This window comes from Hymenobacter lutimineralis (genome assembly GCF_008271285.1).
GTDB lineage: Bacteria > Bacteroidota > Bacteroidia > Cytophagales > Hymenobacteraceae > Hymenobacter > Hymenobacter lutimineralis.
This window is the reverse complement of sequence record NZ_VTHL01000020.1, coordinates 21,092-46,197: the sequence shown is the minus strand read 5'-3', so window position 1 is coordinate 46,197 and position 25,106 is coordinate 21,092. Positions and strand designations below refer to the sequence as shown.

Annotated in this window: 25 protein-coding genes; 12 read left to right on the top strand and 13 right to left on the bottom strand. The window is 61.3% G+C overall.

Features of this window, described 5'->3' with window-relative positions; all coding sequences use genetic code 11:
- The first annotated feature begins 12 nt into the window (after positions 1-12).
- Positions 13-474 carry a MarR family winged helix-turn-helix transcriptional regulator gene (locus FY528_RS16665; protein WP_149072160.1) on the top strand — a complete coding sequence of 154 codons (462 nt, stop codon included), beginning with the start codon at positions 13-15 and terminating at the stop codon, positions 472-474.
- Between the two features lie 118 nt (positions 475-592).
- Here FY528_RS16665 and pta read toward each other — a convergent pair whose 3' ends face one another.
- Positions 593-2,686, bottom strand: a complete 2,094-nt coding sequence (gene pta / locus FY528_RS16660; RefSeq protein WP_149072159.1) for a phosphate acetyltransferase — start codon at positions 2,684-2,686, stop codon at positions 593-595.
- Positions 2,683-3,609, bottom strand: coding sequence for a universal stress protein (locus FY528_RS16655; protein ID WP_187632164.1), 927 nt, complete (start codon positions 3,607-3,609; stop codon positions 2,683-2,685). The genes pta and FY528_RS16655 overlap by 4 nt, the downstream gene beginning before the upstream one ends.
- Positions 3,610-4,062: 453 nt before the next feature.
- Here FY528_RS16655 and FY528_RS16650 point away from each other — a divergent pair, with 453 nt between their 5' ends.
- Positions 4,063-5,388, top strand: coding sequence for a cystathionine gamma-synthase family protein (locus tag FY528_RS16650; protein WP_149072157.1), 1,326 nt, complete (start codon positions 4,063-4,065; stop codon positions 5,386-5,388).
- Between the two features lie 118 nt (positions 5,389-5,506).
- On the opposite strand, the gene FY528_RS16645 is transcribed toward FY528_RS16650, so the two are convergent.
- The 5 genes from FY528_RS16645 to FY528_RS16625 all read right to left on the bottom strand — a co-directional run bounded on the left by FY528_RS16645 (position 5,507) and on the right by FY528_RS16625 (position 9,805).
- On the bottom strand, positions 5,507-5,869 hold the full coding sequence (locus tag FY528_RS16645) for a hypothetical protein (RefSeq protein WP_149072156.1): 363 nt from the start codon (positions 5,867-5,869) through the stop codon (positions 5,507-5,509).
- 24 nt (positions 5,870-5,893) lie between these two features.
- On the bottom strand, positions 5,894-6,814 hold the full coding sequence (gene uvsE / locus FY528_RS16640; RefSeq protein ID WP_149072155.1) for a UV DNA damage repair endonuclease UvsE: 921 nt from the start codon (positions 6,812-6,814) through the stop codon (positions 5,894-5,896).
- 84 nt (positions 6,815-6,898) lie between these two features.
- Complete coding sequence (locus FY528_RS16635) at positions 6,899-7,576, bottom strand: carboxypeptidase-like regulatory domain-containing protein (protein ID WP_187632163.1); 678 nt, start codon at positions 7,574-7,576, stop codon at positions 6,899-6,901.
- A 165-nt stretch (positions 7,577-7,741) separates the two neighbouring features.
- Positions 7,742-8,404, bottom strand: a complete 663-nt coding sequence (locus tag FY528_RS16630; RefSeq protein WP_149072153.1) for a hypothetical protein — start codon at positions 8,402-8,404, stop codon at positions 7,742-7,744.
- 162 nt (positions 8,405-8,566) lie between these two features.
- Entirely contained in the window at positions 8,567-9,805 is a 1,239-nt protein-coding gene (locus tag FY528_RS16625) for a metallophosphoesterase (protein ID WP_149072152.1), read from the bottom strand.
- A gap of 149 nt (positions 9,806-9,954) precedes the next feature.
- Between FY528_RS16625 and radC the strand changes: the two genes are divergently transcribed.
- The 8 genes from radC to FY528_RS16585 all read left to right on the top strand — a co-directional run bounded on the left by radC (position 9,955) and on the right by FY528_RS16585 (position 17,310).
- The gene (gene radC / locus FY528_RS16620) at positions 9,955-10,692 is read left to right on the top strand and encodes a RadC family protein (RefSeq protein WP_149072151.1); all 738 of its coding nucleotides are present in this window, start codon (positions 9,955-9,957) and stop codon (positions 10,690-10,692) included.
- 81 nt (positions 10,693-10,773) lie between these two features.
- Complete coding sequence (locus tag FY528_RS16615) at positions 10,774-11,421, top strand: DUF1684 domain-containing protein (RefSeq protein WP_149072150.1); 648 nt, start codon at positions 10,774-10,776, stop codon at positions 11,419-11,421.
- Between the two features lie 112 nt (positions 11,422-11,533).
- Positions 11,534-13,969, top strand: a complete 2,436-nt coding sequence (pheT, locus tag FY528_RS16610; RefSeq protein WP_149072149.1) for a phenylalanine--tRNA ligase subunit beta — start codon at positions 11,534-11,536, stop codon at positions 13,967-13,969.
- Between the two features lie 148 nt (positions 13,970-14,117).
- A complete protein-coding gene (locus FY528_RS16605) occupies positions 14,118-14,414 on the top strand; it encodes a hypothetical protein (RefSeq protein ID WP_149072148.1) in 297 nt (98 codons plus the stop codon).
- Positions 14,415-14,444: 30 nt separating this feature from the next.
- Positions 14,445-14,735, top strand: coding sequence for a cell division protein ZapA (locus tag FY528_RS16600; protein WP_149072147.1), 291 nt, complete (start codon positions 14,445-14,447; stop codon positions 14,733-14,735).
- 113 nt (positions 14,736-14,848) lie between these two features.
- Complete coding sequence (gene rny / locus FY528_RS16595; protein WP_149072146.1) at positions 14,849-16,543, top strand: ribonuclease Y; 1,695 nt, start codon at positions 14,849-14,851, stop codon at positions 16,541-16,543.
- Positions 16,544-16,763: 220 nt separating this feature from the next.
- Positions 16,764-16,994: a DUF433 domain-containing protein gene (locus tag FY528_RS16590; RefSeq protein WP_149072145.1), complete on the top strand. Its 231-nt coding sequence runs from the start codon at positions 16,764-16,766 to the stop codon at positions 16,992-16,994.
- Positions 16,978-17,310, top strand: coding sequence for a DUF5615 family PIN-like protein (locus FY528_RS16585; RefSeq protein WP_149072144.1), 333 nt, complete (start codon positions 16,978-16,980; stop codon positions 17,308-17,310). The genes FY528_RS16590 and FY528_RS16585 overlap by 17 nt, the downstream gene beginning before the upstream one ends.
- Positions 17,311-17,396: 86 nt before the next feature.
- On the opposite strand, the gene FY528_RS16580 is transcribed toward FY528_RS16585, so the two are convergent.
- The 3 genes from FY528_RS16580 to FY528_RS16570 all read right to left on the bottom strand — a co-directional run bounded on the left by FY528_RS16580 (position 17,397) and on the right by FY528_RS16570 (position 20,254).
- The gene (locus FY528_RS16580) at positions 17,397-18,098 is read right to left on the bottom strand and encodes a hypothetical protein (protein WP_149072143.1); all 702 of its coding nucleotides are present in this window, start codon (positions 18,096-18,098) and stop codon (positions 17,397-17,399) included.
- Between the two features lie 185 nt (positions 18,099-18,283).
- The gene (locus FY528_RS16575) at positions 18,284-18,772 is read right to left on the bottom strand and encodes a hypothetical protein (RefSeq protein ID WP_149072142.1); all 489 of its coding nucleotides are present in this window, start codon (positions 18,770-18,772) and stop codon (positions 18,284-18,286) included.
- A 78-nt stretch (positions 18,773-18,850) separates the two neighbouring features.
- Positions 18,851-20,254, bottom strand: coding sequence for a mercuric reductase (locus FY528_RS16570; RefSeq protein ID WP_149072141.1), 1,404 nt, complete (start codon positions 20,252-20,254; stop codon positions 18,851-18,853).
- 126 nt (positions 20,255-20,380) lie between these two features.
- Here FY528_RS16570 and FY528_RS21305 point away from each other — a divergent pair, with 126 nt between their 5' ends.
- Together FY528_RS21305 and FY528_RS16560 are read left to right on the top strand one after the other, a co-directional pair.
- On the top strand, positions 20,381-21,112 hold the full coding sequence (locus FY528_RS21305; RefSeq protein WP_187632162.1) for a hypothetical protein: 732 nt from the start codon (positions 20,381-20,383) through the stop codon (positions 21,110-21,112).
- Between the two features lie 117 nt (positions 21,113-21,229).
- A complete protein-coding gene (locus tag FY528_RS16560) occupies positions 21,230-22,462 on the top strand; it encodes an NADP-dependent isocitrate dehydrogenase (RefSeq protein WP_149072140.1) in 1,233 nt (410 codons plus the stop codon).
- A 100-nt stretch (positions 22,463-22,562) separates the two neighbouring features.
- On the opposite strand, the gene FY528_RS16555 is transcribed toward FY528_RS16560, so the two are convergent.
- The 3 genes from FY528_RS16555 to sucD form a co-directional block, all read right to left on the bottom strand.
- Positions 22,563-23,465, bottom strand: a complete 903-nt coding sequence (locus FY528_RS16555) for a hypothetical protein (RefSeq protein ID WP_149072139.1) — start codon at positions 23,463-23,465, stop codon at positions 22,563-22,565.
- A gap of 177 nt (positions 23,466-23,642) precedes the next feature.
- Positions 23,643-23,996: a DUF4870 domain-containing protein gene (locus FY528_RS16550; RefSeq protein ID WP_149072138.1), complete on the bottom strand. Its 354-nt coding sequence runs from the start codon at positions 23,994-23,996 to the stop codon at positions 23,643-23,645.
- Positions 23,997-24,145: 149 nt separating this feature from the next.
- Positions 24,146-25,027, bottom strand: coding sequence for a succinate--CoA ligase subunit alpha (gene sucD, locus FY528_RS16545; RefSeq protein WP_149072193.1), 882 nt, complete (start codon positions 25,025-25,027; stop codon positions 24,146-24,148).
- Positions 25,028-25,106: the final 79 nt, after the last annotated feature.

The window sequence follows — 25,106 nt, the reverse complement described above, 5'->3', positions numbered from 1 at the left end:
TAATCAGTCGATATGAAAAAAGTAGCTAACGACTTCAGCGTAAACGCGGCCGAGGAAAGCTCCGGCTTTCTGCTTTGGCAGGTGACCACCCTTTGGCAGCGAGGCATCAAGAAGGCACTGGATGGTATTGACTTAACCCACCCGCAATTCGTCATACTGGCCAGTTTGCTGTGGTTGTCGAAGCAGAAAGACAGCATTACCCAGATTGATTTATCGGTGCACAGCAAAATCGACCCGATGACGACCTCCACCATTATCCGGACGCTACAGCGGAAACAGCTAGTCAACCGGCAGGAGCATCACTCCGACACGCGCGCCAAGACCATAACCCTCACGCCAGAAGGAGCAGCAGCAACCAAGCGCGCCGTGGGACTAATCGAGCAGTTCGATGCGGATTTCTTTGCCACTCTGGAGACAAAGAAATCCAGCTTCAACCAAGAGCTGTTGACTCTGCTGAAAGCCCACGCGAAGTAAGCGCGGGCCGAAAATCCCATCATATTGCTGCGCGGGTTATTGAAATTTGCTGCTTCGTAGGGTTTGCCACACTAGTGAGATGGTTCGGCTCCGCTCAGCATGGCGTTCTAACGTCTTTTCACCCCAGCTGGCTCTGAATAGCCGTAATCACCACGGTGTTGAACACGTCGTCCACGGTGCAGCCGCGACTGAGGTCGTTCACGGGTTTGTTGAGGCCCTGTAGTACCGGGCCGATGGCCAGGGCGCCGGTTTCGCGCTGCACGGCTTTATAGGTGTTGTTGCCGGTGTTCAGGTCGGGGAAGATGAGCACGCTGGCCTGGCCGGCCACTTCGGAGCCGGGCAGCTTCTGACGGCCCACCAGCGGGTCCACGGCGGCATCGTACTGGATGGGGCCTTCCACTTTCAGGTCGGGGCGGCGCTGGCGCACCAGCTCGGTGGCCAGGCGCACCTTCTCCACGTCGGCTCCGGCGCCTGAGGTGCCAGAGGAGTAGGAAAGCATGGCGATGCGCGGCTCAATGCCAAAGGCTAGGCTGCTTTCAGCCGAGGAAATGGCAATTTCGGCCAGCTGCTCGGCCGTGGGGTTCGGGTTCACGGCGCAGTCGCCGAACACGGCTACCCGGTCGGGCAGACACATAAAGAACACCGACGACACCACTGACACTCCCGGCTTGGTTTTGATGAACTGCAGGGCTGGCCGGATGGTGTGCTGAGTAGTATGCACCGCCCCCGACACCATGCCATCGGCGTGGCCCTTGTACACCATCATCGAGCCGAAGTACGACACGTCGCGCAGCAGGTCGCGGGCCATGTCGTGGTTTACGCCCTTGTCTTTGCGCAGCTGGTAGAAAGTTTCCACGTAGTCGGCGTAGTACTCCGAGTTCACCGGGTCGATGACGCGCACGTGGCCGGCTGGCAGCTGCACCCCCAGGCGTTTGGCCGAGGCAGCCACGTCGGCGGGGTTGCCCAGGATGGTCAGGTCCACTACATCCTGATGCAGGAGCAGGGCGGCGGCCCGCAGAACCCGGTCGTCGTTGCCCTCGGGCAGCACAATGTGGCGGCGCTGGCGGCGGGCCCACTGCAGCAGCCGGTATTGGAACATGTGGGGCGTAATGCCCTCGGGCTGGAAGCTGATGAGCTTTTCCTCCAGCGCCTTTACCTCCACGTACCGCGCAAAGGTGCTGATGGCCAGCTGAATCTTCTTCGGGGTATCGGGGGTGATACGGGACTTGATGGCGCCCACGCGGGTGGTGGTTTCGAAGGTGCCGGTGGGCATGGTAAGGATGGGCACCACGTTGGGCAGGCCTTCGAGCAGGCGCATGATGGGCTCGTCGGGTTCGGCCCCGGCCGTAAGCACAATGCCCGCCACGCGCGGGTAACTGGCCGACTGGTTGGCCTGCAGGGCGCACACGATGATGTCGCCCCGGTCGGCGGGCGTCACAATCAGTACATTTTCCTTGAGATAGTTCAGGAAGTTGGGTACCTGCATGGCCCCAATCACATAGTTGTCGACCTGGTTGCCCAGCCCGGCTTCCCCAAACAGCAGCTTGCTGCCCAGCCCGGCGTGAATTTCGCGCATGGTAGGGTGGCGCAGCTGCGGATCCTCGGGAATCACGGCCAGCAGCACCTCCTCGGGCAGTTGGGCCCGCAGCAGGGTTTGCACGTCGGCGGCCTGCTCGGGGGCCACGCGGTTGGCCACGGCCAGCAGCACCGGCACCTCGCGGGCCTCGAAGGTGCGCAGCAGCGTCAGCACCGAGCTGACCACCTGCGCCGTGCTCTTTCCTTCGCCCGACACGACCAGGATAACCGGTACGCCCAGGTTTTTGGCAATGGACACGTTGGCGTCGAACTCAATGGCCGTACCCGGCCCCAGGAAGTCGCTGCCTTCCACCACCGTGAAGTCGTAGGCTTCTTCCCACTGCTTGAACTTGTGAATGACCACGTCAATCAGCTCGCCCTGGGCATCGGCTTCCAGCAGCTGCAGGGCCTGCGGCCGGGTGTAGGCGTAGGTATCGGCGTAGGCGAAGGGCAGCTTAAAGTACCGGGCAACGGTATCGATGTGCGGGTCGGGCTCCTGGGCGGGGTCGTAGTCGATGATGGGCTTGAAGTAGCCCACCCGGCGTGCCTGGCCCAGGAGCATGTTCACCAGCCCCAGGGCAACCAGGGACTTGCCACTATACGGTTCGGCGGTAGCAATGAAAACGGCTTTCGTCATGCCGACTGTAACGTAGCACCCGCGGCCGGTGTTGGGTCGGCCAGGCCGCGGCTATGTCCCAGCCGGAACGTGAGCACCGGCGGAAAGGTGTGGGTGGCTACCTGCTCGGCAATGCTGGACTGCAAAAACCGGCTCAGGCCCGTGCGGCCGTGGGTGGGCAGAATAACCAGCCCGGCCGGCACCTGCTGGGCATACTCCGGAATGCCCACGCTGGGACTAGCCGCTTCTACCACCGCCGACAAGGTGCGCGCCAGCTGGTGGCGGTGGGCAAACCGGGTAATTTTCTCCAGGGCCGGGGCGCGCTGGGCCGCACTTGGTACCACGTTCAGCAGGTGCAGGGTGGCCTCCGGGAACAATGCCAGCATGGCGCGGAGCTCCGGGGCCGCGCAATCGGCTTCGGCCGCGAAATCGGAGGGGAAAACAAGGTTCTGCACGTCCAGATTGGGCATGGGGTGCTTCACGGCCAGCACCGGGCAGGGTGCGGTGCGCACCAGCCGCTCGGTGTTCGAGCCCATAAAGAAGTGCTCGGCTACGGTATGACCCTGGGCGCCCATCACCACCAAGTCGATCTGCTTTTCCTCAATCACCTGCAGGATGGCCGTGTGCAGGCGGGCCGTGTGCACCATGTCCTGCACCGGCACCTCCGGGGCCCGCTCGGCGGCTTCGGCTATGAGCTGGTGCATGCGGCGCTTGGTGGCCTGCAGCAGCTTCAGCACGAATACTTCCTCCAGGCTGCCGTGCGCGCCCGCGGTTTCATCGCCGGTCACCGGGCCGCCGTAGGTGCTGAACTGGGCAGTTTCGGGCATTTCTACCACGTGCAGAACCAGCACGCGCCCGCCCGTGCGCCGGGCCAGCTGCACGGCAACTTCAAACGCGTAATGCGCTTCGGGCGAAAAATCGGTGGGAACCAGGATGTTTTTCATGGTGGTAGAGAAAAAGAGGTAGGACAGCTGGCCAGCTAGGATTTGGCCCCGGAGCTGCGCACAAAGGTGCCGCCCCCCGGCAACCAGCTCCATGACTGGTATCAGTAGTTTACCTGATTTTTCTCACGTTTCAAAGCCGAGCTTATGGCTTTTTGCGGGTTGCTGAAAACGCCTTCAGCGTGCCCGCTGTCACCGGCCTAAGCAGGAGCTTGGGCCCGCGCCCCTGGGTGAAAAAACAGCCGTAATGAGCCTTAACGAGGTAGTATCTACGGCCGCTGGTAAAAAGTAAGCCCTGGGTATTCCTGCCACAGCAGCGACTGGCAATAGGCGGGTGTTGCAGCCCGGGTTTGGGGCCAGAGCAGCTCGACGGTAACGCGTTGCAAGCCGATAAAGTACCGCCAGCTATAAGCAAATTTCTACCTTCGCAAACCCATCCACCCATCCCCACCCACCATGAAACCCTTACAGGAAGCGGCCGAAATCAACGGCCACCGTCTCCGGCCCGAGAGCCTGATGATGAGCTACGGCTACACCCCGGCTTGGAGCGAAGGCGCCATCAAGTGCCCGATTTTCCAGACATCCACCTTTGTTTTCAGGAACGCCGAGGAAGGCAAAGCTTTCTTTGAGCTGGCCTACGGGCTGCGCCAGGCCGACCCCGACGAGGAAATGGGGCTGATTTACTCCCGCCTCAACAACCCCAGCCTGGAGATTCTGGAGCATCGCCTCACGCTCTGGGACGGGGCCGAGGAAGCGGCTTCCTTCGCCAGCGGCATGGCCGCCATCAGCACCACGCTGCTGGCTTTGCTCAAGCCCGGCGACGTGGTCCTGCACTCCGAGCCCGTGTACGGGGGCACCGACTTCTTTCTCAAGCAGGTGCTGCCGCGCTTTGGCATCACGGCCGTAGGCTTTTCGCCCAAGGCCAGTCAGGAAGAGCTGTCGGCGCAGGTAGCGGAGATTGTGCAAGGCCGCCTGGCTATGATTTACGTGGAGACGCCCGCCAACCCCACCAACCACCTGGTGGATCTGCGAGCCTGCGCCGAAGTAGCCCGCCAGCATGGCTCGGAGGAGCAGCCCATCCGCGTAGTGGTCGACAACACATTCCTGGGGCCCGTATTTCAGCACCCCCTGCACCACGGGGCCGACGTGGTGCTGTATTCGGCCACCAAGTTCCTGGGCGGCCACTCCGACCTGATTGCCGGGGCCGTGCTGGCCTCCAAGCCCTTGATGAAGGAAATCAAAGCCATGCGCACCTTCATGGGCACCATGTGCGACCCAAACACCGGCTGGATGCTGATGCGCAGCCTCGAAACCCTGAAACTGCGCATGGAGCGGGCCGCCCAGAGCGCCCAGGTTATTGCCGACTGGTTGCGCGAGCACCCGCAGGTGGCGCGGACCTACTACCTCACGCACCTGGAGCACGACCCCGCTCAGCAGGCCATCTACGAGCAGCAGTGCCTTTCGCCCGGCTCCATGATTTCCTTTGATATCGAAGGGGGCGAGGCCGAGGCGTTCCAGTTTCTGAACCGCCTCAAGTTGATCAAGCTCGCCGTGAGCCTGGGTGGCACCGAGAGCCTGGCCGAGCACCCGGCCACCATGACGCACTCCGACATTATGCCCGAGGTGCAGCGCGAAATGGGCATTTCTTCCCAGATGATTCGGCTGTCGATAGGCGTGGAAGACCCGCAGGACCTTATAGCGGATCTGGCCCAGGCCTTCGGCACAGAAGCCGACGGCATCACCGCCAGCTACCAGCCCGACGCGTACGCTATGTACATCTAGCCTGCCCGGTAGCCGCAACACAAAACCGCCTCAGCGTCCTGCTACGCAGAATGCTGAGGCGGTTTTGTGTTCGGATGGTTTTAAAGCAGAAGCTGCTCTGGCCTAGCAAGTAAGAAGTTTACTGACCGTTGTTGTCAGTTTCCAGCTCCCCGCCCAGGCGCAGCAGCAGGGTGCTCAGCTGCGAGAGGCCCAACTGGCGTTCGGCCGGGGCCGCCGCCGTTTGCTGGCTTACCTGGCTGCCCAGCAAGCTCAGGGAGCGGCCAATGGCGGGACCATTTAAAGGCTTTTCCGTCAGCAACGACTGCAGGTTGCCGATTTCGCGGGCTATGTCCTGGAGCTCCGGCTGGCCGCTTTGCAGGAACTGCTGCTGCCAGGCCTCGGTAGCATCCATGGCCGCGCTGAGTGGTACCTGCGTAAGCCCCGCTTGCAGGGCATGAATGGTGCTGGCCAGCATATCGGCCGATGTGGGTTCCTGTGCCATGTAGGTAGGAAAGGGGATAAGTAGTTAAGAAGAAACGGTGGGAGAGGCGGCGCGCACCAGCAAGCCTATGTCGTGCATGATGGCGCAGGCACGGTGGGCACTGGCTTCCTTGTCTTTGATTTCGAGCATGATGTCGGCGTCGTGGCCGTGCAGGTGGGTAAGAAACTCCCGGAACAGCCCCTCGTCCAACGAAGCCGTGTGCTTGCCCTTCCGCTCACCAACGGACTGCGCGCTGTAGTCCATCATGGGTACGCCGTCCCGGGTAGGATGCCAGGTGGCAAACGCCATTCGTAATGCCTCAGCCATAGGTTCCCCGTGGTTGAGGCACTCGTGGTGCAGGTTGTCGAAAAGAATCGGCACGCCCACGGCTTCGTGCAGGCGCAGGCAGTTGCGCAGGCTGTACAGCCGGTCATCGTTTTCCACCACCAAGCGGGCTTTCACGGCGTCGGGCAGACGGTGGTAGGTGGCTATCCAGCGCGCCAGCGCCGATTCCATATCCCCGTAAAGGCCACCAGCGTGGATTTGCAGCTTCATAGTCGAGTCCAGCCCCATCAGATCCAGCAAGGAGCCCTGGTACACCAGCTCCTGGATGCTGCGCTCCACAATGCCGGGGTCGGGCGAGTTCAGAACCACAAACTGGTCGGGGTGAAATGAAACCCGCAGGTTGTGGGCTTTGATGTAGTCGCCGAGGGCCCGCAGTTCAGCCGCAAAGTGCGTTTGCCAGGGAAAGGTGTTGATGGGGTGGGAGCCGAAGGGCACCAGGCCCGAGCCCATGCGGAAGAACAGGAGCCCGTGCGCTACGTTGTACTCCAGGATATTTTGCAGGCACGCCAGGTTATTGCTGACGGCCTGTACCAGCCGCTCCTCGGAGTAGGAGGCCAGCCGGAAAGTTGAAGTCGAGGTGCACGGCAACGATTCGTTGACGCAGGGATAACCAATTCGCATACCCCAACTGTACGGCAGGCTGGTTGAATGGTTGAAGGTAACTGCCGCGGAAATGCCCACATTGGGCCCTGGCAGCAGCAGCCCTTACTCTACCTCGTAGCCCGTATTATCCTTGAAGTTACGGTTGTATTGCTGGCGGGCTTTGCGGTTTTTTGCCGCTTCCGCGGCGGCCTGCTCGGCCGCCTGAATCTCTTCCATTTTGCGCCGCTGCTTGCCTTCCCGCGAAAACTGGTCGTAGAGCAAGCTTATCGGGCTTTGCAGGGAGGGAGTCGGGGGCTTGGGCGCCATGGAATCGACGGGGAACAGGGGTTTGGGCGCCGGGGGGCGTTTCACGGCGCTGGTCGGAGCCGTACTGGGGCGCTTGATATTGCGCAGGGCCCGGTTGATGGTAGCTTCGTCGGGGCGGCCACTGCGCACCTTCACTTCGCCCAGCTGGATACTGTCGCGTACCAGCTTGATCTGCACGATCAGCTGCGACAAGCCCGTGCCACCCAGCGGCAACCGCTGCGACTTAAAACCTACGGCCCGAAAAATGAGCGTGTCGGTGCGGCCGGCTGTAATGCCGAAGTCGCCTTCCTCGTTGGCTACTACGCCCTGGCGCGTGCGCTGCACCACTACCGAGGCCCCGGGAATTGGCTTGCGCGTAGCTGCTTCTTCTATGGAGCCCGTCACGCGTACCTGGGCCGCTGCCTGACTAGCGAGCAGCAGGCCCAAAAAGCCCAGTAGGGTGCGTAAAACAACGGGCAGCAATCGAAAAGACATCCTGGGTACAAAGCTAATACAACCCCCGGGTAGGAGCTCAGGGAAAAACGCCCAGCCGGCCGTTTTCATCGACGGGCTGGCTCCAAAGGAGGCAAAAAAAAGCCACGCCGTTGCACGGCGTGGCTTTTGAAGAGCAAGGATCCGGCCAAGGCAGCCGGACTGAGCTTACTTAATAACGGTTTTGTCGCCGTTCTCCGGCTTGTCCTTCACGGTGCCGTCGTCGGCGTCCATTTTGGTTTTGTTGCCTTCGGCGTCTTTGATTTTTACGTCACCGTCGCTTTTTACTTTCACTTTCGAGCCATCGTCGTACTTGGTCTTCGAGCTGGCTTCCATGCTGGCATCGGAAGAGCCGGAAGCATCAGCCGACATGCTCGTGTCGTCCATGTAATTGGTGTCGTAGTAGCTCATCCGGTCGGTTTCGTACTGCGTGTACATGGCCGGATCTACGAATACCTGCTTCATTTCCATATCGGCCTCGCTGTATACGTTGCGCATATCAGCGGCCATGCCGGTCGTATCAGAAGCGTATTTGTTGGCCAGCTCGCTCATGCGCATGCCGCGGTTCACATAGACGGTCCGCACTTTGGTGCGCATGGCGTCGTCCAGCTTCATCTTAGCTGCCATGTCAGCCGCCATCCGGTCGGCGCGGCTTTCCACGGCTTCCTTGGTGTACATAGCCGGCGACATCGTCGTTGTCGTCGTGGTGGTGGTGGTCGTCATACCGTCACCTTCCATGTTGGTGGTGGCGGTGTCGGTTGTTTTTTCCTGCGAACAGGCGCCCATCGTCAGTGCCACGGCACACGAGAGCAAAAGCAAGGTCTTTTTCATTTGATAAAGAGCAGTTTGGTGGGAGGGGGAAGGGAGAGTTAGGGAAGATGGAGCCTATACGGTAGTGCTTGGAGCACGGTTACCAATAGGGCTAACCCCTACAACGAAAACGCCACTGGGCAAAAGACCAGTGGCGTTTCAGAAGTAAACAAAAAGAACGGCTTAAGCGCGCTTCAACTCGAACACGGTGATTTCGGGTAGGAAGCCCACCCGGCCGTGGTAGCCGATGAAGCCCAGCCCGGTGTTTACGTACAGGTACTGCTTGCCGCGCTGGTAGAGGCCCGCCCACTGCTTATAAGCGTACTGCACCGGGCTCCATTTCAGAAACGACAGGTTGATGCCGAACTGCATGCCGTGGGTGTGGCCCGAGAGCGTCAGGTCGATATCGGGGTACTCGTGCACCTGGGCATCCCAGTGGGAAGGATCGTGGGAAAGCAAAATCTTGAACGGGGCGTCGCCGGAAGTGGCGTGGGCCTTGGCCAGGTTGCCGTACTTGGGAAAGCGCATCTGCGCGCCCCAGTTCTCCACCCCGATGATGGAAATCTTTTCGCCGTTGCGCTCAAGCGTGTGGCTTTCGTCGAGCAGCAGGCGCCAGCCAATCTTGGCGTGGTTTTGCTTAAGGCGGTTCAGGTTGGCCACCTTTTCCTCGCGGGTGGGCCACTCCACGTAGTCGGCATAGTCGTGGTTGCCCAGAATGGAGAAGATGGGCAGTTTGGACTGGATGCCCGCCAGCGTATCGATGTGCTCTTCTACTTCCGTGGCGAGGTTGTTTACCAGGTCGCCGGTCATCACCACCAGATCGGCCTGCTGCTGGTTGATGAGGGCCACGGCCCGCTGCAGCGGCTCCTTGGTGTGAAAAGAGCCCGAGTGCAGGTCAGAAATCTGCAGCAGCTTGAACCCGTCGAACGAGGCCGGTAGGTTGGGAAAACGCAGCGTTACGCGCTTCACCGTGTAATCGGTGCCGCCCTTCACCATGCCCCAGAGCAAGGACACGAAAGGCACGGCCCCGGCCAGCAGTGCGGCTTTGCTCAGAAACTCACTCCGCGAAATAGCGGGCCCGCTGCCGCTACCCGCTGGCCGGCTCACCGCCTGCCAAACCCAGCGGCCCAGGCGCACCAGGTCTTCCAGCAGCAGCGGAATGAGCACCACCAGCTTGGCGGCCAGCATGGCCAGCAGCACCCCGCCCAGGTACGACTTAAAGGAAGGATGCTCGCGCCGGTTGCTCATGGCCCAGATGCCCAGCGCCCACACGGCCACCGTCAGCAGCCAATAGCCGGCCAGCACCAAACGGCGTGCCGGGGAGCCGGGCGCGGGGGCCAGGGCCCGCACGGCTTGAAAACTATACCATTCGGCCGCCAGCAAGGCCGCCAGGAAGAAAAGAGAACCAGTTAGTCGAGACATATCAGGAGGCAAAACCAGGCGCAAGTCTTTTAGTTCAGGGGCGCCCTGGCAAAAGTAGAAGACGAAAATTTTGGCTTTTTACTTTATTGATCTGGGTGTTATTGTATTTTTTGCATAATTCCGTCGGATTCTATCTTAGGCAGCCTTCTATGACGCTATCCGAATTAATATCCGACACGGCCCCCCTGCACTACGCGACGCCGACATCCTTCAGCATCAAAGCCTGGGCCGAGGAAGACCGGCCCCGTGAAAAGCTGCTGCAAAAAGGCCGGTCGGCCCTTTCCGATGCCGAGCTACTGGCCATTCTGCTGGGCTCCGGCACCGCCCGCCTCTCGGCCGTAGATGTAGCCAAACTGGTGCTCAGCGCGGTGCAGAACGACTTAAACGCGCTGGCCCGCATGTCGGTGAAAGAGTTGATGCGGCAGAAAGGCATTGGCGAGGCGAAGGCTATTACCATTGTGGCCGCGCTGGAGCTGGGGCGGCGGCGCAAAGAAACCGAAGCCGCGGCCCGCCCGGTTATCGGCTCTTCCGCCGATATCTACCGCGTCATCAAGCCCCACTTGCAGGACTTGCCCCACGAGGAGTTCTGGGTGGTGCTACTGAACCGGGCCAACGTGGTGATGCGCACGGTCAGCATCAGCCGCGGCGGCGTAGCAGGCACGGTGGCTGACCCGAAGCTGATTTTCAAGGAAGCCCTGGAGCAGCTGGCTTCGTCGGTTATTCTGGTGCACAACCACCCCAGCGGGAACCGTAACCCCTCGGCGGCCGACATTGCTCTCACCCGCAAGCTCAAGGAAGCCGGGCAGTTCCTGGATCTACCCATTCTCGACCACCTTATCTACACCGACGCGGGCTACTACAGCTTCGCCGATGAAGGCATGCTGTAAGGTGAACTGGCCATTAGGTGAGTAGGGCCTAATCTGGAAACGGGCTACGGACAACGGGCAACGAGCAATTACCTTTGCCGCATGCGCCTTACTCCCAAATTCCTCATCGGCCTGGGCCTGCTGGTTGTTATCGGCTACTTCCTGACCGACCTTGTTTTCAACGATAACCAGTACGCCGTGCGCCTGCGCAAAACCCGGCAGGAGAAAAACGACGCCTTCCGCCGCGTAGATGGCTCCCCGCTCAGCCAGGAGCAGCGCGACACCTTCGACAGCCTGCGCTATTTTGCCCCCAACCCGGACTACCGCGTGGAGGCTCAGCTGGAAGTCTATTCCCGGCCCGATACGGTGAGCATGGCCCTGACCGATGGCAAGGCGGAAAACTACTTGCGGTGGGGTCGGGCCTCCTTTCAGCTCAATCAGCAACCCCAGCAGCTCACGTTATTTCTGAAGGCCGATGGGCAGGACTCCACCTTGTTTGTGCCCTTCACCGACAAAACCAATGGCTTCACCAGCTACGGCGGGGGGCGCTACCTCGATGCGGCCCTGCCCCCAGCCGGTGCCACCGAGCTGGCGCTGGACTTCAACGAGGCCTACAACCCTTACTGCGCCTACAACGACGCCTACGCCTGCCCCGTGCCGCCCACCGATAACCGGCTGCCTATTGCCATTGAAGCCGGCGAAAAGGAGTTTCACGACCACGCCGACCACGCTGCCGGAGACAAAGAGTAACCTGACCGTAGGCAAAAAACCGGGCGTTTTGCGGTAGCGCAAATCCGTACCTTTGCCTGGCCTGTTGGCCTGGACCAACGCCAATTACTGATTTCTGACGACTGCATTTCTAATGAAAATTTCCCTCGACTGGCTCCGTACCCTGATTCCAACCGACAAACCCGCTGAGGAAATCGGGCGCCTGCTCACTGGCTCGGGCCTGGAAGTAGAAGGCATTGAGGAGCTGGAAAGCGTGCCAGGCGGCCTGCGGGGTGTGGTGCTGGGCACGGTGCTCACCTGCGAAAAACACCCCGATGCCGACAAGCTCAGCCTGACGACGGTGGACGTAGGCGACGCTACCCCGCGTCAGATTGTGTGCGGTGCGCCCAACGTGGCGGCCGGGCAGCGGGTAGTAGTCGCCCTGGAAGGCGCTATGCTGTATCCCAGCGAAGGGGAGCCGTTCAAAATCAAGAAATCCAAGATTCGGGGGGCGGCCTCCGAAGGCATGATCTGCGCCGAGGATGAAATCGGGCTGGGTCACTCGCACGCCGGCATTATGGTGCTCACCACCGACCTGCCCAACGGTACTCCCGCCGCCGAGTACTTCGGCCTGGGCTCCGATTCAGTGTTCGAGATTGGCCTGACACCCAACCGCGCCGACGCGGCTTCGCACTTTGGTGTGGCCCGCGAGCTGCGTGCCCTGCTGCGCCAGCCCTGCCACCTGCCCGATATCAGCGGCTTCCATGCGCCTGCCGAGGCTGCGCAAAACATCCGCGTGACCCTGGAAGACGCTGCGGCCAGCCCGCGCTACGCCGGCTTGCTGCTGGACAACGTGCACGTAGGCCCCTCGCCGGAATGGCTGCAGCGTCGCCTGCGCAGCATTGGCCTCTCGCCCATCAACAACGTGGTGGACGTGACCAACTTCGTGCTGCACGAGCTGGGCCAGCCCCTGCACGCCTTCGATGCCAGCCAGATTACCGGCAGCCACGTGCGCGTGAAGCGGGCGGAAGAAGGGGAGAAGTTCGTGACGCTGGACGGCGCCGAGCGTACCCTCAAAGCCGCCGACCTCGTCATTGCCGACGCGGAAGGCCAGCCTATGGCCCTGGCCGGGGTGTTCGGGGGCAAAACCTCCGGGGTGTCGGAGGGTACTACGCGTGTGTTCCTGGAAAGCGCCTATTTCAGTCCCGCCGTGGTGCGCAAAACCGGCCAGACGCATCAGCTCAAAACCGATGCTTCTTTCCGCTTTGAGCGTGGCACCGACCCCAACATGGTGCTCATTGCCCTGAAACGCGCTGCCCTGCTGCTGCAGGAAGTGGCCGGTGCAACCGTGGCCGCACCCATCGTGGATGAATACCCGACACACATTGGCCACAATCCTGTGCGCCTGCGCTTGCCCCGGGTGGAAAAGCTCGTGGGCCAGTTCATAGCGCCGGAGCGCATCCGTCAGATTCTGACGGACCTCGACATCCTCATCAGCGAGGAGCTGACCGACGAAGCTGGCCACGCCGAGTGGATTCTGTCGGTGCCGCCGCACAAGGTGGACGTGACCCGGGAGGCGGATATTATTGAGGAGATACTGCGCATCTACGGCTACAACCACGTGGCCCTGCGCCCGCACAACTCGGCCAGCTACCTGGCTAAGTTCCCGAACCCCGACCCGGAAATCATCCGCCAGAACACGGCCCGCCTGCTGAGCGGGCAGGGCTTCTCGGAAATCATTACCAACTCCATCACCAACTCCCTGTACTTCGAAAAGAACGGGGAGCGGGACGAAACCCTGGTGCCGCTGCTCAACTACAACAGCGCCGAGCTGAACGTGCTGCGCCCTACCTTGCTGCACAGCGGCTTGGAGGTGGTGCGCTACAACGTGAACCGCCGCCAGCGCGACCTGAAGCTCTATGAGTTCGGCAAAACCTACCACCGCCAGGCCGATGGGCAGTACACTGAGCAGAACAAGCTGGTCCTCTACCTGACGGGCAATGCCTCGGCCGAAACCTGGCAGCAGAAATCGGAAAAGGCTTCTTACCACCAGCTGGCGGGCGCGGTGCAGCAGGTGCTGGCCTCGTTGGGCTTTGGGCAGCCCGCTTCCCAGCCTGTGCAGCACCCTTACCTGGCCGGTGGGCTCACCCTGCTGGCCCAGAACCAGCCGGTAGCGCAGCTGGGCGCCGTGTCGGGCACGGTGCTCAAGCAGCTGGACGTGTCGCAGCCGGTGTGGTACGCCGAGCTGGACTGGGACTGGCTGATGCGCAAGTACAAAAACACCCTGGTGGCCCGCGAGCTGCCCAAGTTCCCGGAAGTGCGCCGCGACCTGAGCTTGGTGGTCGATAAGACCGTCACTTTCGACCAGTTGCAGCAGATTGCCCGCCGCGCCGAGAAAAAGCTGCTCCAGCAGGTGAACGTGTTTGACGTGTACGAGGGCGAAAACCTGGGCACCGGTAAAAAGTCTTATTCCGTGAGTTTCTTCCTGCAAGACCCCACGCAAACCCTCACTGACCAGGCCATCGACGGGGTGATGCAGCGCCTTATTGATCAGTTCGAGAAGCAGGCGGGCGCGCTGATTCGGAAATGAGTTTCTGGTTTCTGGTTGCTTGTTTCTAGTTTAGATGCCCGGGTTATGCCGTTGCGCCGCCAGTTGCTGCCTTGCCCACTACCTATAAGCACGAAATGCTGGTCGCTAACCAGAAACTAGCAGCCAGAAACCAGAAACTCTTTTGCCAATGGCCTCCACTCAGCAGCTTGCCCAACTCGACCGCCTGGAGCGGCAGGTAACCACCTTAGTGGCTGCTTATCAGCAGTTGCGCGAGGAGCTGGCCGACGCCCACACCACGGTTCAGCAACTGCGCGCCGACGTGCGGGACCGGGAGCGGCAGTTGAAGGATTTCCAGAATCAGGAGAATATCACTAAACTTGTCAATACCATAGCAGGAGAACCTGCCAACGTTAACGAGCTAAAACTTCGCCTCAACGAATACATCCGCGAAATAGATAAGTGCCTTGCCTATTTGAGGGAGTAACGACCATCTACCCTGCCAGCCCACCTGCTGATGACTGAATTATCCATCAAAATCCGCGTTGCCGACCGCGACTACCCCATGCGGGTAGCCGCCCAGGACGAAGAGCGGCTGCGCCTGGCCGGGCGCATGCTCAACGAGCGGCTGCGCGAATTCAGGGACCAGTACGGCATTCAGGACAAGCAGGACTTGCTGGCCATGTTGGCCCTGGCCACCATGGCCGACCGCCTGAAAGTGGGCAAGGAGAAGGACGGTACCGATGCAGCTCTAACCGAACGCCTGGCGCGCCTGGATGAGCTGTTGTCGGGGGTAGTACTCGGGTAGCGGCGGAGCCGCGTACGTTTTGGAGCCCGCGGGCCCGGGGAGCAAACGGCTCCGGGGCCCGCGGCTTCGCAGTTCTCTGCTATGGGTTTCTTCACTTTCCAAAACCATAGCTCATGTCCGAAACTATTTATATTGTCTTAGCCATAGCGGCCCTCGCGGTTGGCTTTGTGCTGGGGCGCCTGCTGGCTGGCAAAGCCCGGCAGGACCACGAAGCCGACGCTAAAGCCCGCGCCCAGCAGTTGCTGCAGGAGGCCGAGCAGCAGGCCAACCGCATCCGCGACGAGCGGATTCAGCAATCCAAGGACAAGTTCCGCAACCTCAAGCAGGAGTTTGAGCAGGAAAGCCGCCGGCAGAAACAAGCCCTGGAGCAGGAACTGACGGAGCGCCGCGCTACCGTGGTTGAGCAGGAGCAAAGCATTAAGCAGCTCACCCAAACCACCCAGAAGCAGCTCGAGCAGATTCAGCGCAAGGAAAAGGAGCTGGATATTGCCCGCGAAAAGATTGAAACCCAGGCCCAGCAGCAGCGTGAGCGGCTGGATGCCCAGGATGAGAAGCGCCGCCAAACCCTGGAAAACCAGCTGGCCAAGCTGGAGCAGCGCGAGCGGGAAGTAGAAGAAGAGCTGGAAACCACCCGCCACGACCTCGGCGAAAAGCAGCGCCTGGTGCAGCAGCAGCTCGAAGCCATTTCGGGCCTCACGGCCTCCGAAGCCCGCGAGCAGCTGGTGGAAAGCCTCAAGAACGAGGCCCAGATTCAGGCCAGCTCCTATATCAAGGACGTGGTGGCCCAGGCCAAGCTTACGGCAACGAAAGACGCTAAAAAGGTGGTGCTCGAAACCATTCAGCGCACCGCCGCCGAGCACGCCATCGAGAACTGCGTCTCGATTTTCAACATTGAATCCGACGACGTAAAAGGCAAGATTATTGGTCGGGAAGGGCGCAACATCCGTGCCCTCGAAGCCGCTACCGGCGTCGAAATCATCGTGGACGATACGCCCGAGGCCATCATCATCTCCGGCTTCGACCCGGTGCGCCGCGAGGTGGCCCGCCTTTCGCTGCACCTGCTGGTGAAGGACGGCCGCATTCACCCGGCCCGCATCGAGGAAATCGTGGCCAAAACCCGCAAGAACATCGACGAGGAAATTGTGGAAATCGGGGAGAAAACCATCATCGACCTGGGCATCCACGGCCTGCACCCCGAGCTGATCAAGATGGTGGGCCGCATGCGCTTCCGCTCCAGCTACGGCCAGAACCTGCTCCAGCACTCCCGCGAAGTAGCCAACCTCTGCGCCACCATGGCCGCTGAGCTGGGCCTGAACGTGAAGCACGCCAAGCGCGCCGGCCTTCTCCACGACATCGGCAAGGTGAGCACCGAGGAGCCCGAGCTGCCCCACGCCATCCTGGGCATGGAAATGGCCAAGAAATACAAGGAGCACCCCGACGTGGTCAACGCCATCGGCGCCCACCACGACGAAATCGAGATGACGGCCATGATTTCGCCCCTGGTGCAGGCCTGCGACGCCATTAGCGGCTCTCGCCCCGGCGCCCGCCGCGAGATGATGGAAAGCTACATCAAGCGCCTCAAGCAGCTGGAAGAAACCGCCGTGTCGTTCGACGGCGTGCTGCAGTGCTACGCCATCCAGGCCGGCCGCGAGCTGCGCGTGATGGTGAATGCCGACAACGTGACCGACGACCGCGCCCAGGAGCTGAGCTACGAAATTTCCCAGAAAATCGAAAAGGAAATGCAGTACCCCGGCCAGATCAAAATCACCGTTATCCGCGAAATGCGCGCCGTAGCCTACGCCAAGTAGGGGAGAGGTAGTGATAAAACCGCCCGCCGCGACGAGAGTTGCGGCGGGCGGTTTGATTTATAAAGTAAGCTAAACCTTCATGCAGAGCGGAGCGAAGCATCTCGCTAGTGTAGTAATCAGATTACCAGCACAACATCAGCACGCGAAATGCTTCGCTCCGCTCTGCACGATGGTCAGGTAAAAATATTCGTACTTAGCAAAGCCAAAAACCACCAGCACCATGAGCAGTCAGCTTGTATCCGTCGACCCGCGCGTGATGAGCGGTGCGCCCGTATTTGCCGGTACGCGGGTGCCGGTCAAAACCCTGTTCGATTACCTCGAAACCGGCGAAACGCTGGAAATTTTCCTCGACGATTTTCCCGCCGTGCGCCGGGAGCAGGCCCTTGCTTTGCTCGACCGCGCCCAGCAGTTTCTGACCTCGCCCGACTTTCTGCGTGAAAGTGCTGCTTGATGAATGCCTTCCCCGGCGACTGAAACGGGAGCTACCCGGTTTCGATGTACAGACAGTAACCGAAGCCAGCTGGTCTGCCCAGCCCGACGACGCGCTCCTCCCCAAAGCTGCCGCGGCGGGCTTCGACTTCCTCCTCACCACCGACCAAAACCTGCCCTTCCAGCAAAACCTGGCGCTGTTGCCCACCTTGCGCGTAGTAGCGTTCCGCACGTTCCGCAACACCGTGCCGGAGCTGTTGCCACTGCTGCACCAGTTCGTCGCGCAGTACCAGCAGTTACCCATCGGCGTAGCCACCGTATTCAGCAGCCGGGACTAAATAGGTACTACCAAAACGCCCGCCGCGACGAACGTTGCGGCGGGCGTTTTTACGAAGCGTGGCGTACTACTCAAGGCTGCGCTTACCTACTCTTTCGGCTTGTACAAATCAAAGCGCAGGTCGTAGGTGAAGCTGGAAGCGTGCAGCCGGGGGAAAAACGGCGTGGGCACTCCGTTGTGCATAATGGTGCGCTTGGTGATGCTGGTGAGCGTCCGGCTGTAGTTCACATCGGCGTGCAGGCGGCCTAGGGTGAGGCCCCCGCCCAGCTTGAACCCGCCCACGAAGGGCGAAATACCCTGCTCGATGTCGTAGAAGATGTAGCGGTTGGGCCGTGGGCTGGGCACCTGGTCCGCATTCGGGTCGGGGAGGCGGTACCAGCCGAACAGGCCGGTGTGCAGCTGCCAGTACTTGAACTGCTTCACCACCAGGGGCGCCACTTCCGCCCGCTTATAGTTCGGTAGAATAGTAGACATTATCCAGTTGGCATCGTCCACCATGGGGTCCATGTCGGGGTTCCAGGCACTCATCCAGATGCTATGATTAACGTAGGAGACCTCCGGCCGCAGCTGTAGGCCGTGCGGGAGCTGAAACGTGGTGTAGGCGCCCACCCGGATGTTGTCCATATCCGTGTCGCCGATGTATACCGGGAACCGGCCCACCATCTGTAAGCGCGGGTCCACCTTGAGCGTGGTGTAGCCCGCTATCAGCCCGGTAGCGCCCAGTTTGAGCTGGGCCTGTGCAGCTTCGGCCCCCAGTAAGCCCAGCAGCAGCGGTAAGAATAGTTTCATTGTGTAACCCAGGTAAGCGTAAGTACCGCAGCCGGGAGCTGCCAGGCGTTCAGCAAACTTACGCTATGCATCGGACTTGCCATAGGCAACTATTGTCCCCATTGTGACAGTGCATAACTGATATATTCAGCCGGGTCCAAGGTACGCTCCGCTGGATATGGGCTAGCTGGGTGAGGAAGTAGCAGCTACTGCCGCCGTAATTCCAGGTACTTGGCGTCGCAGTTGCCGAAGCGGGTGTACTCGTTCATGGAGTTACCATAGTTCTGGATGCGCAAGGTGCCGTCCTCCCAGCTGGCTGAAATATCCTCCTCAAGGTCCTCGCCCTTCAGGCCAACGAAGGTGAAGTACATGCCATCGGCTTCCCGGCTGATTTGTACGTTGCCTTTCGTCGTGCGGCCGTTGGTACAGGAAAACAAGTAGGCATTGCCCTGGCGGGTGATGGTGATGAACAGCGGGCAGATAGCCGTATCTGATACGGCGTACACTCCGGCATATTCGGAGTTAGGTTTGGGGACTGCGAAATTGGCCGTTGCGCTGCCGGCTGCCGGAACAGGGGTGCGCAGTGGGCGGCTGGTAGCAAGGCTACGGGTGGCAGTAGCAGGCGGGGCAGATTCGCAGGCCATCAGCCAGCACAACGCAGCCAGGGCGAACAGGAGTGAGCGAAATTGGAGCATACGTGGCCAGCAGCAGAAAATGCAGTAGCAAGGTTATGAAAAAGTCTGCATCCCGCCAGCCTCGTCGCCCAACAGCTGCTAGCGGGCTTTTACCAGCTTCGCAAAGAGGTTATTCAGTGCCTCCGCCCAGGTAGGGTGGGCAAACACTGTGTCCTGCAGCTGCTCACACGTGAGCCGGCCCGCCATAGCCAGCTGAATCATCGACATAAGTTCCCCGCCCTGCTCGCTGAAAATGGCGGCCCCCAGGATGCGGCGCCGCTCGTCCACCAGCACTTTCATAAAGCCCGTGGTGTATCCCGTTTGCAGGGCCCGCCCCACCACCCGCACCGGCATGGAAGCCACGTGGTACGGAATCTTCTGGTGGCGCGCCTGCTGCTCCGAGAGGCCGATGCGGCCCAGCTGGGGCTCCGTAAACACCACGTAGGGCAGGGGCCGAGCCTTGGCCGAGCGCCGCTTGCCGTGCAGCAGCGCGTCGCGCACTACGCGGTAGTCGTCGTAGGCCAGGTGGGTGAACTGGGGGCCCGGGTGCACGTCGCCCAGGGCGTACACGCCGCGTACGTTGGTTTGCAGCCGCTCATTCACCAGCACGTAGCCTCGCTCATCCGTCTCGATGCCGGCCGCGTCCAGGCCCAGGTCGTCGGTGTTGGGCGTGCGGCCGGTGGCTACCAGCAGGTGGGTGCCGTGCAGGCGCCGCTCCCCATCGGGAGTACTGGCCGTGAGCGTGTACTGCCCCGCCTTGTTGCGCGACACCCGCCGCACTTCGGCCTCCAGCACCAGCTCCACGCCATCGGCGGCCAGCTGGGCCTGCATGGCGGCGCACACGTCGGAGTCTTCGTGTTCCAGCAGGCGGTCGGCGTGTTCGACCAGGGTCACGCGGCTGCCGAAGCGGCGGAACATCTGCCCGAACTCCAGCCCCAGGTAGCCCCCGCCCAGAATCAGCAGGTGTTCGGGCAGCTCTTTCAGGTCCAGGATTTCCACGTTGGTCAGAAATCCGCTTTCCGCCAGCCCGGGCACGTCCGGCACGGCCGCCCGCGTGCCCGTGTTGATGAAGATGAGCGGGGCCGTTACCAGCTGCTCCTGGCCGCCCTCCAGGGTTACCCGCACCGTGTGCTGGCCCGTGAAGGCGGCGTGCCCGTGCAGTACCGTGATGCCGGCCTGCTCCCGGGTGAGGTTGCGGCGCACCCCGTCGCGCAGCTGCTGAATGATGGCGTCCTTGCGCGCTACAATGGCCCGCAGGTCGGGGCGGGGGGCGCTGGCCTGCACGCCGTACTCGGCCGCCGTGGCCACCTGCTGCACCCGCTCGGCCGAGGCCAGCATGGCTTTCACCGGCGAGCAGCCGTAGTTGATGCAGGATCCGCCCAGCAGGTTTTTTTCCACCAGTACTACCTTCCGGCCGGCCCGGGCCAGGGCCGTAGCCAGCGGGTTGCCGGCCTGGCCCGAGCCGATAATCAATGCGTCGCAGGAAAGAGTAGCCACTGCCATAAAAAAAACTACGTGAAGCCCGGCCGTAGCGCCGCGCCGCCTTCCATACGGCGCGCCGGGGGCCACGGCTACACAACGAAACCGGGTTTTTGTCGTTCTGCCCCCGACCATCCTCTCCGAAACCTCATGAAACATGCCTTCCGAGCTGCCCTGGCCGGGGTGCCGCTGCTGCTGAGCGGCTGCGCCTCCATGTACTTTCCGCCCGCGCCCAACGCGCCCCTACTCACCCAGCAGGGCGAGTTCAGCGGCGGGGCCCACGTCAACTTTCAGGGCAACTTCACGGCCCAGGGCGCCTACGCGGCCACCAACCACCTGGGCATTATCGGCACGGCCTCCTTCCTGCACACCGATAAAAAGAAAAAAGCCCTGGACCACGACTTCGGCGAGCTGGGCGTGGGCTACTTCACCCGCCTGCGCGACAAGCGCGTGATTGAAGCCTACGCCGGCTATGGCTTCGGCAAGAGCAGCCGCACCGAGCGCACCCGGGAAGGAGAGGTGACGGAGCGGCGCGACGCCCGCCTCGAAAAGTACTTCGTGCAGGTGAACTACTCCTCCAAGGACAGCAAAACCGTGCACCTGCTCCAGCGCGACTGGCCCGTGAGCTACGGCACGGCCCTGCGCGTGAGCTATATGAACATGTACGACTTCAAGCTCAACAACGAGCCCGGCCCCTCCGAAACCAACATCCTGCTCGAGCCCATCACCTGGACGCGGGTAGGGCTGTTCGGGCCGGTGCAGTTTCAGTTTATCAGCGGCAGCAACTTTGGCCTGCGCCACCGCAAGTACATGAAGGCCGCCAACTCGGTCTTCAATTTCGGCCTCATCTTCAGCGTGGGCGGGCAGGAGGGCAGGCGCTGAGGCCCGGCAGCCGGGAGCAACCGGAAATCCGGGGCTGGTATGCCAGAACTTGTGGCGGCGCCGTGTACCTTAGCCGCCTTGTTTGGCCAACCTTCTACTTAATCTAACTCCTCCGACATGACCAAAATCAAAGTAGCCAACCCCGTAGTAGAGCTTGATGGCGACGAAATGACGCGCATCATCTGGAAGTTTATCAAGGACAAGCTGATTACGCCCTACCTGGACCTTGACATCAAGTACTACGACCTGGGCATCGAGTACCGCGACGAGACCAACGACCAGGTGACCATCGATGCGGCCAACGCCATCAAGCAGTACGGCGTGGGCATCAAGTGCGCCACCATCACGCCCGACGAGGAGCGGGTAAAAGAATTCAACCTCAAGCAGATGTGGAAGTCGCCGAACGGCACCATCCGCAACATCCTCGACGGCACCGTATTCCGCGAGCCTATCGTGATGCAGAACGTGCCGCGCCTGGTGCCCAACTGGACCGCGCCCATCTGCATCGGCCGCCACGCCTTCGGCGACCAGTACCGCGCCACTGACTTCGTAACCAAGGGCAAGGGCAAGCTCACCATCACCTTCCAGCCCGAGGACGGTGGCGAGGCGCAGTCGTTTGAGGTGTTCAACTTCAAGAGCGACGGCGTGGCCCTGGCCATGTACAACACCGACGAAAGCATCCGCGGCTTTGCCCACGCCTGCTTCAACCAGGCTCTGATGAAGGGCTGGCCGCTGTACCTGAGCACCAAGAACACCATCCTGAAGAAGTACGACGGCCGCTTCAAGGACATCTTCCAGGAGATTTACGAGCAGGATTATCAAGACAAGTTCAAGGCCGCCGGCATCACCTACGAGCACCGCCTCATCGACGACATGGTGGCCTCAGCCCTGAAGTGGAACGGCAACTTTGTGTGGGCCTGCAAAAACTACGACGGCGACGTGCAGAGCGACACCGTGGCCCAGGGCTTCGGCTCACTTGGTCTGATGACGTCCACCCTGGTAACGCCCGATGGCGGCACCATGGAGGCTGAAGCCGCCCACGGCACCGTGACGCGCCACTACCGCGACCATCAGAAAGGCAAGCCCACGAGCACCAACCCCATTGCCTCCATCTTCGCCTGGACGCGTGGCCTCGAGTTCCGCGGCAAGCTCGACGGCAACCAGGAGCTGATTGACTTCTGCCACGCCCTGGAGCAGGTGTGCATCGAAACCGTGGAAAGCGGCAAGATGACCAAGGACCTCGCCGTCTGCATCCACGGCAACAAAGTAGAGCACGGCCGCGACTACCTCTACACCGAGGAGTTCCTGGAGGCCCTGGACACCAACCTGAAAGCCAAGCTGGGCCAGTAAATACCACCTTTCTTTAAACAAAGCGCCCGTCCGGCTATCCGGACGGGCGCTTTTGTGCGTGGGAAGCTGCGGCGCGGGTAGGCGCACCGCGTACGGCCGCTCAGAGTTCCTCTACTTCCAGCTCCAGGTCGAAGTTAAAGTCCAGCGCGTAGGTAGCTTTGGGCTCCCGCTGGCGTAACGCCGTCTGCACTTCCGTCACGGACATCCACCGGGCGGGCTGTTTGCCGGTCGGAGCCCGCCACACCCAGCTCTGGCACTGCCCAGGCTCCTCCACCATGCGGTAGGCCAAGGTGGGGAACAGGCTTTCGGCCGCCAGCCGGGGCGGGCCGGAAGGTGGGGCAACCTCCGCGTAGGAATACACTCTCACCCCGTCACCTTTTTTAAGCTTGGGATTTTGCAGATTCAGGTCCTGGGGCGGCGTCTTGCCATCCAGGGGCTGCACCAGCATGCGGCGGCGTACGTAGGTTTCCTGCGGGTGCGTAGTCAGCCCTTCGGCCACGATGAACAGCCCCTGAGCTGGCACTACTACCCGCTGGTCGGCCACATCGAAGCGCAGCCAGCCCTTCTTTTCGCCCGCGTTATCCGGTGTGAGCAGCAGCTTTTGGGCCAGCAGGTTTCGGGTAGCGTCGGGGGCCAGGGTGCGGGTGCCGGGGCTCAGCCAAAGGGCTACGCGGCCTTCCTGAAAGTTGCGGCGGGCCTCAAACAACCCGCTGGCCTTTTCGGGCGTGCGGGCGCCCAGCCGTACGCGCACGGCCCGCACCCGGTAGGTGCGCGTGCTGTCCGGCGGGCCATGCCACACGGCCACCCGGCTGGTCGGGAGCAGCTTATGTCCGAACGACGTGTACAGGCCGCGCGATTCGCCGGGGGGCCGCAGCAGCCGGGCCCTGGGGTGCACCTGCACGGCTACTTCAGGGAGAATAACATGCCGGTAAGCCGAGTCGGACGTAGCAACCTGGCTGAAACCCGGCCAAGGGCTTAATAACCCCACTAGCAAAAGGACCATCCAGAGGGTAAAAATGCATCGACACATAAAACGATAAATAGCTTATTACTCAAACGCGGCTTCCTGCAGCACCACCGACTGCCCCACGCGACTCTGTCGCCACTGCTGCGTCACGGTGTCGTGGTACCGGCTTTTGGCCGTTTACAATGGGGCAGATAAGGATGCGCCCGGCTGCGTCTAGGAAATAATCTTCAGGCACAGCGGATACGACCATAAGGCCCCGTCCCGGGCCTTCACTGCGCCAATGATGGGGAAGATGATGGATATCAGCCCCAGGGCCATCAGCAGCGGAATACCGATCAGCACGATGCACAGCAGCGCACCTACCGCCCCGTAAATCAGAGTGCTGATAATCCAGTTGACGACCATTTTGCCGTGGGCATCGAGGCCCGGAATTTCATCCTTTTTGGTTTGCCACAGCACAATCGGGACGATGTAGCCCGCCCCGGGCACCAGCAGCCCGGCCAGCTGGGAAAGATGCAGGTAAGTTGCCCATTCGCGCAGGTTGGCGTCGGCGTGCAGATTGTTCATGTAGCAAGGAGATAAGGCGAAAAGATGGCGCAAAATAAGCGTCGCTCAATCATTAACATCCTGGCCCGACGAGATTATCTAAAACAAAAAACGCGGCGCCTCCCAGCCAGGGGAAGCGCCGCGTTTTAGCTTACGGAGAAAGCCGAACTCTACTTGCCGCTCAGCACGCGCAGCATGGTGTCGCCAATTTCGGCGGGCGAGTCTACCACGTGGATGCCGCACTCGCGCATGATGGCCATTTTCGCGGCGGCCGTGTCGTCGGCGCCGCCTACGATGGCACCGGCGTGGCCCATGCGGCGACCGGGAGGGGCCGTCTGGCCGGCAATGAAGCCAACTACGGGCTTCTTGTTGCCGGTTTCCTTGATCCAGCGGGCGGCCTCGGCTTCCATGCCGCCGCCGATTTCGCCAATCATCACGATGCCTTCGGTTTCGGGGTCGTTCATGAGCAGCTCCACGGCTTCCTTAGTGGTGGTGCCGATGATGGGGTCACCGCCGATGCCGATGGCCGTGGTCTGGCCCAGGCCGGCTTTGGTGAGCTGGTCAACGGCTTCGTAGGTCAGTGTGCCCGACTTTGACACGATGCCTACGCGGCCTTTCTGGAAAATAAAGCCGGGCATGATGCCCACTTTGCACTCGCCGGCGGTCATTACGCCGGGGCAGTTGGGCCCGATCATGCGCAGACCTTCGCGGCCCTTCAGGTATTCTTTCACCGCAATCATGTCCTTGGTGGGGATGCCCTCGGTGATGGTCACGATAACCTTGATGCCGGCATCAGCAGCTTCCATGATGGCGTCGGCGGCGAAAGCCGGGGGCACGAAAATGATGCTGGTATCGGCGCCGGCCTGCTCTACGGCCTCGGCCACGGTGTTGAACACGGGCCGGTCGAGGTGCTGGGTGCCACCTTTGCCGGGCGTCACGCCGCCCACCACGTTGGTGCCGTACTCAATCATCTGCTGGGCATGGAACGAGCCTTCGGAGCCAGTAAAGCCCTGCACAATCACTTTGGAATCCTTGTTGACCAGAACACTCATAGAAGTGGGGTTAGCGGAAAATTGCGGGTTGAGGGTGGGAATTTCGCCGGCAGCCAAAGGCATCGGCGGGGCAAAAGTA

What these genes read in the sequence shown, in the direction of transcription:
- FY528_RS16655 (WP_187632164.1), bottom strand. Translation starts at nt 3,609, where the DNA reads ATGAAAAACATCCTGGTTCCCACCGATTTTTCGCCCGAAGCGCATTAC.
- FY528_RS16625 (WP_149072152.1), bottom strand. Translation starts at nt 9,805, where the DNA reads ATGTCTCGACTAACTGGTTCTCTTTTCTTCCTGGCGGCCTTGCTGGCG.
- FY528_RS16650 (WP_149072157.1), top strand. Translation starts at nt 4,063, where the DNA reads ATGAAACCCTTACAGGAAGCGGCCGAAATCAACGGCCACCGTCTCCGG.
- FY528_RS16605 (WP_149072148.1), top strand. Translation starts at nt 14,118, where the DNA reads ATGGCCTCCACTCAGCAGCTTGCCCAACTCGACCGCCTGGAGCGGCAG.
- FY528_RS16600 (WP_149072147.1), top strand. Translation starts at nt 14,445, where the DNA reads ATGACTGAATTATCCATCAAAATCCGCGTTGCCGACCGCGACTACCCC.
- sucD (WP_149072193.1), bottom strand. Translation starts at nt 25,027, where the DNA reads ATGAGTGTTCTGGTCAACAAGGATTCCAAAGTGATTGTGCAGGGCTTT.
- FY528_RS16570 (WP_149072141.1), bottom strand. Translation starts at nt 20,254, where the DNA reads ATGGCAGTGGCTACTCTTTCCTGCGACGCATTGATTATCGGCTCGGGC.
- FY528_RS16630 (WP_149072153.1), bottom strand. Translation starts at nt 8,404, where the DNA reads ATGAAAAAGACCTTGCTTTTGCTCTCGTGTGCCGTGGCACTGACGATG.
- pheT (WP_149072149.1), top strand. Translation starts at nt 11,534, where the DNA reads ATGAAAATTTCCCTCGACTGGCTCCGTACCCTGATTCCAACCGACAAA.
- FY528_RS21305 (WP_187632162.1), top strand. Translation starts at nt 20,381, where the DNA reads ATGAAACATGCCTTCCGAGCTGCCCTGGCCGGGGTGCCGCTGCTGCTG.
- pta (WP_149072159.1), bottom strand. Translation starts at nt 2,686, where the DNA reads ATGACGAAAGCCGTTTTCATTGCTACCGCCGAACCGTATAGTGGCAAG.
- FY528_RS16635 (WP_187632163.1), bottom strand. Translation starts at nt 7,576, where the DNA reads ATGTCTTTTCGATTGCTGCCCGTTGTTTTACGCACCCTACTGGGCTTT.
- radC (WP_149072151.1), top strand. Translation starts at nt 9,955, where the DNA reads ATGACGCTATCCGAATTAATATCCGACACGGCCCCCCTGCACTACGCG.
- FY528_RS16560 (WP_149072140.1), top strand. Translation starts at nt 21,230, where the DNA reads ATGACCAAAATCAAAGTAGCCAACCCCGTAGTAGAGCTTGATGGCGAC.
- FY528_RS16575 (WP_149072142.1), bottom strand. Translation starts at nt 18,772, where the DNA reads ATGCTCCAATTTCGCTCACTCCTGTTCGCCCTGGCTGCGTTGTGCTGG.
- FY528_RS16590 (WP_149072145.1), top strand. Translation starts at nt 16,764, where the DNA reads ATGAGCAGTCAGCTTGTATCCGTCGACCCGCGCGTGATGAGCGGTGCG.
- FY528_RS16665 (WP_149072160.1), top strand. Translation starts at nt 13, where the DNA reads ATGAAAAAAGTAGCTAACGACTTCAGCGTAAACGCGGCCGAGGAAAGC.
- uvsE (WP_149072155.1), bottom strand. Translation starts at nt 6,814, where the DNA reads ATGCGAATTGGTTATCCCTGCGTCAACGAATCGTTGCCGTGCACCTCG.
- FY528_RS16555 (WP_149072139.1), bottom strand. Translation starts at nt 23,465, where the DNA reads ATGGTCCTTTTGCTAGTGGGGTTATTAAGCCCTTGGCCGGGTTTCAGC.
- FY528_RS16580 (WP_149072143.1), bottom strand. Translation starts at nt 18,098, where the DNA reads ATGAAACTATTCTTACCGCTGCTGCTGGGCTTACTGGGGGCCGAAGCT.
- FY528_RS16645 (WP_149072156.1), bottom strand. Translation starts at nt 5,869, where the DNA reads ATGGCACAGGAACCCACATCGGCCGATATGCTGGCCAGCACCATTCAT.
- FY528_RS16615 (WP_149072150.1), top strand. Translation starts at nt 10,774, where the DNA reads ATGCGCCTTACTCCCAAATTCCTCATCGGCCTGGGCCTGCTGGTTGTT.
- rny (WP_149072146.1), top strand. Translation starts at nt 14,849, where the DNA reads ATGTCCGAAACTATTTATATTGTCTTAGCCATAGCGGCCCTCGCGGTT.
- FY528_RS16550 (WP_149072138.1), bottom strand. Translation starts at nt 23,996, where the DNA reads ATGAACAATCTGCACGCCGACGCCAACCTGCGCGAATGGGCAACTTAC.